This is a genomic window from Frankia sp. Allo2, assembly GCF_000733325.1.
Lineage (GTDB): Bacteria > Actinomycetota > Actinomycetes > Frankiales > Frankiaceae > Frankia > Frankia casuarinae.
In genome coordinates this window covers 6176-13549 of record NZ_JPHT01000045.1, presented here as the reverse complement: position 1 = coordinate 13549, position 7374 = coordinate 6176, and the positions used below count along the sequence as shown (strand labels likewise).

Here is a 7374-nt window from a genome sequence, read left to right as displayed (position 1 = left end):
GCGCGCCGGCACCCGTGCCGCCCGGCCCGGCGGCCGCACCCACCCCGGCGCTGGCCTCGGCCCGCAGGGCCTTCGCGCAGAAGGCGCCGACCTGGTCACTGCCGCCAGCGGCAGTGACCAGCGCGTTCAGGTCCGGGGAACTGAGAGCCGCGCCGGCGTCGGCCGTGTAGGTATGGCACAGCGCGAGCAGGGACGCCGAGACGGACGCACCGGCGCTCGGCACTGAGACCCGCGGCGCGGTCACCTCGGCGGAGGGCGTAGCCACCGGGGACACAGCGGCGCTGCCACCTACACCGGGGACGGGCAGTACTCCTGTGCCGGCGGCGGCGGCGACGCCTCCGACGGCCGTGGCCGCGACCGCCACGGCGGCGACCTTCGCGGTCAGGAACTTCGCGAGCAACAACTTGGACATGGGCTCTCTCCGCGGCTGGGTGACGTGAGCGAGACGCGCCTCCCGGAAAGCGGCCACAGCCGCTTCCTCACCGTCGAGCTCGCCCTCGCGGGCCGGAGCGGCCACGGCGGCGAGCAGATCGGCAAGGGGATCCGCACCGGCCCCCGCATTGACCGGGCCGCCGCGAAGCATCCGCTCCGCGGCGCCCCGGCCGATCCGACGGGGTCGGTGTGTGCTCATCTCACGTCCTTCAGCGTCGAAGCCCTCACCGGTGTTACACCTGGCCGTGTTACACCTGGCCGTGTTGCACTTGGCCGGAGCCCATGGTCATCGCCGCGCGCCGCCACCCCGACCATGTTCACCTGGTTCACCTGCCTCCGGTCGACCAACCCCGGTGCCCCCACCATCACCGAGCTGTTCGGCAAGCCTGCGTAGCCCCCGGTGCGCCGCGGTGCGGACCGCGCCGGCGCGCTTGCCCAGAACCCGCCCCGCGGTCTTCGCGTCCAGCCCCATGACCACCCGCAGGAGCACCGCCTCCGCCTGGTCCAACGGCAGGCCCGCGATCAGGCGCATGGCGGCCTCGGTGGACATCGCCTCCAACGCCTCGCCGGCGGTGTCATCGGGCGCGGCCATCTCCGTCATCACCGTCTCGACCGGTACGTCACCGCGCGGGCGGCGAGATCGCCGGCGCAGCTGGTCGAGCGCGCGATGACGCGCGATCGTGGCTACCCAGCCGCGAAACCCGTCGAAGTCCCCACGGAACGACGGCAGGTCCCGGGCTATCTGCAGCCATGCCTCGGACGCGACATCCTCGGCCTCGTCACCGACGAGTACCCGCAGGTACCGCAACAGACCCGGCTGGATCGTCCGGTAGAGCAGCCTGAAGGCCGCCTCGTCACCGCGGCGTGCCCCGCTCACCGCCGAGGAAAGATCCGACTCCTCGACGGACGGTTCCTTGACGGACGGCTCCTTGGGGGACGGCTCCCCAACGGACGGCCTGCCGACCCCGGCGCGGGTTTGGTGGCCGGCCGCCGGCGCCGGCACCAGCGCCGCCGGGCCGCCAGGCGCGGAGGCCGGCCCCGCCGAGGCCGGCCTCACCGAGGAAGATGATCGTCGCGGGATGCCCTCAGTGGCGACCGCATCTGCGCTCAGCTCCGCGCTCTCGCTCACCGCGCAGATGATGCGACCTCGCCCGGAACGGCCGGACATGGGGGGCTTGCTCATAGCACAGCGACAACGCACTGGCACGGTCAGACTCAGCCGCGCCCCGAGGATAACGTTCGGGTTCCGCGGCATTCCGCCCGGGCGCCGTCGGATTGATCTATGGTTGATGCGCCAGCTGGATGACCTGGTCGGGGGCATCTGGCCGCTTATGTCGGGCACGGGGGGCAGGGCGAGAGCTGTGGCTCGTTCATCGACGTCGCGGACGTCGCGGTTGGTTCTGGGATCCGCCGGTGCGCGGGTTCTCGTCGTCGGCACGGGCGGGCTCGGTGGGCCCGGCGTCGACCGGGCGGGCGAGGTCGGCGCCGTGGTAGCGCGGGCCGTGGCCGCGGTCGGCGGCGTGTTCGTGGAGCGCTGCGGGCTGGCCGAGGAAAGCCTGCGCACGGTCGTCGACCCGGCGACCCCGCTCGATCTCGGCGAGGCTCTCGCGGCGGCCGTCGAGCAGGCCACCGAGGCTCTCCTCGTCTACTACGCCGGCATCGTCCTCGTCGACGCCGACGGGATGATCCATCTGGCGACGGCCGTGTCGGACAGCCGTCCCCATCGCCTGGCCTACACGGCCCTGCCGTTGTCGTCGGTCCTGGCGACGATGGCGACGAGCCGGGCCGCCACCCGGCTCATCGCCGTCGACGGTCTGTGGGTGCGGACCACGGTCGCCAACTCCACCGTCCCGCCGGTGCCACCTCGCGTTCCCGGTCTTCGCGAGGATGTTCCCGGTCCTCGTGAAGATGCGGGGGGCGGCGTCAACGCGGCCGGCGACGGCGTGGAGCTGCTCGTGCTGACCTCGCCGCTGGCCGCGCACACCGGGCCGGCCGCGGATGACGGACCGCCGCTGTCCGCCGGCCTGGTCCGGCTCCTCGTCAACGGCGACCCGGACGGCCCGGTCGAGCTGAGCGTCGGGCAGGTGACCCGGCGGCTCGCCCAACGTCTCACCGCGGCCGGGAACGCAGTGCTGCATTCCGCCGCCGCCTGGTCGGATGGGGTGATCCTCGCCGGCAACGCCGCGCACNCCCCGCCGATCGCCGACCTGGAGCCGGCGCCGACCACCGTGCTCACCGACGGCCCCGGCCCGGTGGTGACTCCAACCCCGCGACAGCCGGCGGGGCTTCCCAGCGCACCGGACGGCGGGGGGACCACCGGTGAGGCCGCCTGCCCCTATCCCGGTCTCGCCTCGTTCGACGCCGGCACGCAGCGCTGGTTCTTCGGGCGGGAGCGAGCGACGGCCGAGGCGCTGTCGCGGCTGGAGGAACGGCTGGACGGCGCGGGTCCGCTGGTGCTCGTCGGTGCCTCCGGCTCGGGAAAGTCGTCGCTGCTGGGCGCCGGGCTGCTCCCGGCGCTCGCCCGGGGCGCAGTGGCGGGCGCCCNCGGNTGGCCGCNGGNCCTGATGACACCCACGGATCACCCGGCCCGCGAGCTGGCCCGCACGGTGGCGCAGGCGGCCGGGCTGTCCGTGCTCGCGGCGGCACGGCTCGACGTCGTCTCGCAACCCGCCCGTTTCGTCGGGGCGCTGTCGGATCTGCTCGCCCTGGGTCCGGCCGCCGCCGGCGGCGGGACCACCCCGCCGACCCGGCGGGNGGNGATCGTCGTCGACCAGTTCGAGGAGACGTTCACCCTGTGCGCGGATGAGGAGGAGCGCGGCGCGTTCATCCGCGCGCTGGTCGCCGCGTGCCGCGGGGACGGGGCCACCCGTCCACCGGCGGTCGTCGTCATCGGCGTCCGCGCCGACTTCTATGGCTGGTGCGCGGCCTATCCGGAGCTGGTGGACGCGCTCCAGACGGGGCAGGTCGTGGTCGGGCCGATGACCGCGGCGGAGGTGCGCGACGCCATCGTGAAGCCGGCCGAGGCGGTAGGGCTCACGGTGGAGCCGGGCCTGGTCGATCTGATGCTGCACGACATCGGCGCCGACGAGCACGGCGTCGTCGCCGACCCCGGATCGTTGCCCCTGCTCGCGCACGCGCTGCGCGCCACCTGGCGGGAACGCGAGAACGGCACTCTGACGGTGGCCGGTTACCTGCGGGCCGGGGGTCTACGGGGGGCCATCGCCCGGACGGCGGAGGAGACCTTCGGCACGCTGGACGCGGCCGGCCAGGATGCGGCCTGGCAGATCCTGCTACAGATGATCCAGTTCGGGGATGGGACGGACGACACCCGCCGCCGCGTCTCACGCACCGAGCTGCTGTCCACGTCGGCGTCAGCCCAGAACTCGGCGTCAGCCCAGAACGTCTCCGCCGTCCTCGACGCGCTGGTCGCCGCCCGACTCGTCACCGTGGACGCCGACACCGTCGAGATCTCCCACGAGGCGCTGCTGCGCTCGTGGCCGCGGCTGCGCGAGTGGATCGAGGTCGATCGTGCCGCGGCGGTGACCCGACAGCGGCTCACCGACGCCGCGGCCACCTGGGACGACGGCGGGCGGGACCCGTCCTACCTGTTCGCCGGCAGTCGGCTGGCGACCGTCCGGGAGTGGGCGCAGGCCGGGCAGCGGCAGACGGCACTGAGCCCGGTCGCGCGGGACTTTCTGGCGGCCTCCCTCGCGGCCGAGCAGGCGGCGCGGCGGGCCGAGGTCCGGCGGACCAGGCGGCTGCACCAGCTCGTCGCCGCTCTCACGGTGCTGACCCTGATCGCCGGTGGAGCGATGGCGTTCGCCTTCCGGCAACGGGCCCAGATCGCCGGCGAGCGGGACCGGGCGCTGTCGGTGGCGATCGGCCGGCAGGCCGACCAGCTACGCAGGTCCGACCCGCTGGCCGCCGCCCAGCTCGGCGCCGTCGCCTACCGCCTGGCGCCGACGGCGGAGGCGCGCAGCGCCGTGCTGTCGACGTTCGCGAGCGACTACGGCTTCGCCACCCGTCACCTCGGCACGCAGACCCGTCCGATCGGCGCGGTCGCCTACAGCCGGGACGGCAGGCTGGTGGCGACGGCGAGCGACGACTGGACGGTCGCCCTGTGGTCCGCGTCANNCCCCNCCNGCCGCACCCCGCTCAGCACGATCAGGGGCCACCGGCTGGCGGTGAAATCCGTGGCGTTCAGCCCGGACGGCCGGTTCGTCGCCACCGGGAGCGACGACCGGACGGTCCGGCTGTGGACCATCACCGATCCCACTCACCCGGTGCTCGCGGCGACGTTACCCGGCGCCTCCGACTCGATCCACGGGCTGGCCTTCCGCTCCGACAGCCGGGTCCTTGCCACCGGCGGGTACGGATCACAGGTGCGGCTGTGGGACGTCTCCGACGTGAGCGCGATCCGGCCGGCCGGCGCGATCACCGCCCACACCGCGAACGTCCGTGCCGTCGCGTTCAGTCCCGACGGCACCGAGCTGCTGACCGGTGGCGACGACGGCCGGGCCCTGCTGTGGGACGTGCGGGACCTCGCCGCCCCGGCGGAGCTGAGCGAGCTGAAGGGCGAGGCGGGCCCGAATGTCGTGCTCAGCGCGAACACGGCCGTCCGTGCGGTCGCCATCAGCCCGGACGGGAAGACGGCGGTGACCGGCAGCGACGACACCACCGCGCGGGTCTTCGATCTCACCGACCCGCGACGGCCGACCACCCTCCAGGTCATCGACGAGGTGCGATCGGTCGAGGCGGTGGCGGTCAACGTGGACGGCCTCGTGGCCGTGGGGGNGAACAGCGCGGTCGAGATCTACGATCCGTCCCGCCATTTCGACGCCATCGCGGTCCTGCCGCACGCGTCGAAGCCGTGGGCGTTGGCCTTCAGCCCGGACGGGCGAACCCTCGCCTCCGGTGCCGACGACCGCACCCTGCGCCTGTGGGACGTGCCGGGGCCGGTGCTGGTCGGGCACCACCGCTTCCTGTGGTCGACGGCGGTCCATCCGAACGGGCGGGTCCTAGCCACCGGGGACTACGGGCAGACCGTCCGGCTGTGGGATGCGCATGACCCCGATCGGCCGCTACCGGCCGCCACGTTGACCGGATTCAACGCCGCGGTCGGCAGCGTCCGGTTCACCCCGAACGGCAGGGTCCTCATCGCCGGCAGCCTCGACTACGCCACCGACTTCGACGGCATGGTCACGCTGTGGGACGTCGCCGACATCCACCGTCCCAGGCTGCTGTCCACCATCCATCCCGGCATCGGCGGGATCAAGGACCTGGAGGTCAGCCCGGACGGCCGGACCCTCGCGCTGGCCGGCACGAGCGCCCGGCTGGCCCTGGTGGACATCTCCGCCCCGGCCACGCCCCGGGGGCGGTCCGTCCTCGCAGGGCACCGCTACGACGTCGCCACCGTCAGTTTCAGCCCGGACGGGCGCACCCTGGCGTCCGGAAGCAGCGACCGGACCATCCGGTTGTGGGACATCACGACACCGGACCGACCGGCGGGCATCAGCACGATCACGGGCTTCACCAGCGCCCTGATCACCATCGCCTTCAGCCGGGACGGAAGGACCCTCGCCGTCGGCAGCTTCGACACGAAGGTCGCCCTGTGGGACGTCACGGACCGCCGGGCCCCCCGCGCGCTGCCCTCGATCATCGGGTTGGGGGCCGGCGTCAACTCCATCGAATTCAGCTCCGACGGCCGGCTCATGGCGGCGGGCGTCGGCGGCGCGAACGGCGTGGTGCGGCTGTGGGACATGTCCGATCCGGCCGACCCGGTGCCGTACGCCACCTTCAGCGGCCGCTACAACGGCTTCGCTGCGGTCGCCTTCGCCCCGGACACCGCCTTCATCGTCGGAGCGCCCTACCAGGTGATCGGATTCGTCTGGGACCTCGACCCGGCGAGCGTCGTCACGCGGCTGTGCGCGCGGGCCGGCGACCCGCTCACCCGCGAGGAATGGAAACAGTACCTGCCGGGCCTCGACTACGATCCGCCGTGCGGCTGACCGGACCGGAGCCGGAACGGTTCATCACCGACCGGGTGGCCGAGGCGCTCCCCGCCTATGAGGTGACCGCCATGCTCGGGCACGGCGGTCACGCCGTCGTCCTCGCGGGTCGCCACCGCCGGCTCGGTCGAACCGTTGCGATCAAGGTCCTGTCGACCAGCGCGGCGGACGGCGGCGCCCACGGTCGGTTCCTGGCGGAGGCGCGCCTGCTGGCCGGACTCGACCATCCCCACGTAGTCCGCATCTACGACTACGTCGAATCCGGGGACCTGTGCCTGCTCGTCATGGAACGACTGGCGGGCGGCACCGTGCGGGCCCGCGCGGCGAACGGGCTGACCGTCGACGTCGTCTGCGCGATCGGGTTGGCGACCGCCGCCGCGCTGGAATGCGCGCACGCGGGCGGGATCCTGCACCGCGACATCAAACCGGACAACATTCTCTTCAGCGCCGACGGCCTGCTGAAGGTCACCGACTTCGGGATCGCCAAGCTCATCGGCGCTTCCGGCGCGGCCCCGAGCACGCTCGTCGGTACCCCCGTCTACATGGCGCCGGAACAGTTCGACGGCCGGCCGCCGGGACCGGCGTGCGACCTGTACGCACTCGGGATCGTCCTCTACGAACTGCTCAGCGGCCGCCCACCGTTCGTCCGGGCGCTATCGATGGCGCAGCTGATGGACCATCATCTGCGCGTCGCGCCGCAACCACTGGACGCCGCGCCGCCGGCAATCGCCGCGGTGGTGGACCGGGCGCTGCGCAAGGAGCCCGGTGCACGCCCGCCGTCGGCCCGCGCGTTCGCCCTGGATCTCGCCGCCGCGACGGCCCATGCGCTCGGTGCGGGCTGGCTCACCCGCTGCCCGCTGCCGCTGCGGCTCGACGACGATGTGCGCGACGCGGCGCGCGGCAGTCCACCAGCCCGCACACCACCAGCCCGCAC

General features: G+C 73.6%; 4 protein-coding genes. 2 read left to right on the top strand and 2 right to left on the bottom strand.

The window, feature by feature from the left end:
* Positions 1-631: hypothetical protein (locus tag ALLO2_RS26655; protein ID WP_051875464.1), on the bottom strand; the 631-nt coding region annotated here is incomplete at its 3' end.
* Between the two features lie 87 nt (positions 632-718).
* Positions 719-1309 (bottom strand): RNA polymerase sigma factor, encoded by a 591-nt coding sequence (locus ALLO2_RS20265; RefSeq protein ID WP_035734204.1) that lies wholly within the window; start codon positions 1307-1309, stop codon positions 719-721.
* Positions 1310-1826: 517 nt separating this feature from the next.
* Between ALLO2_RS20265 and ALLO2_RS20260 the strand changes: the two genes are divergently transcribed.
* Both ALLO2_RS20260 and ALLO2_RS20255 read left to right on the top strand, forming a co-directional pair.
* Entirely contained in the window at positions 1827-6440 is a 4614-nt protein-coding gene (locus ALLO2_RS20260; protein WP_051875462.1) for a WD40 repeat domain-containing protein, read from the top strand.
* Positions 6431-7374 (top strand): serine/threonine-protein kinase (locus ALLO2_RS20255; protein WP_198031051.1); only part of this gene is annotated, 944 nt, incomplete at its 3' end. The genes ALLO2_RS20260 and ALLO2_RS20255, both read left to right, overlap by 10 nt.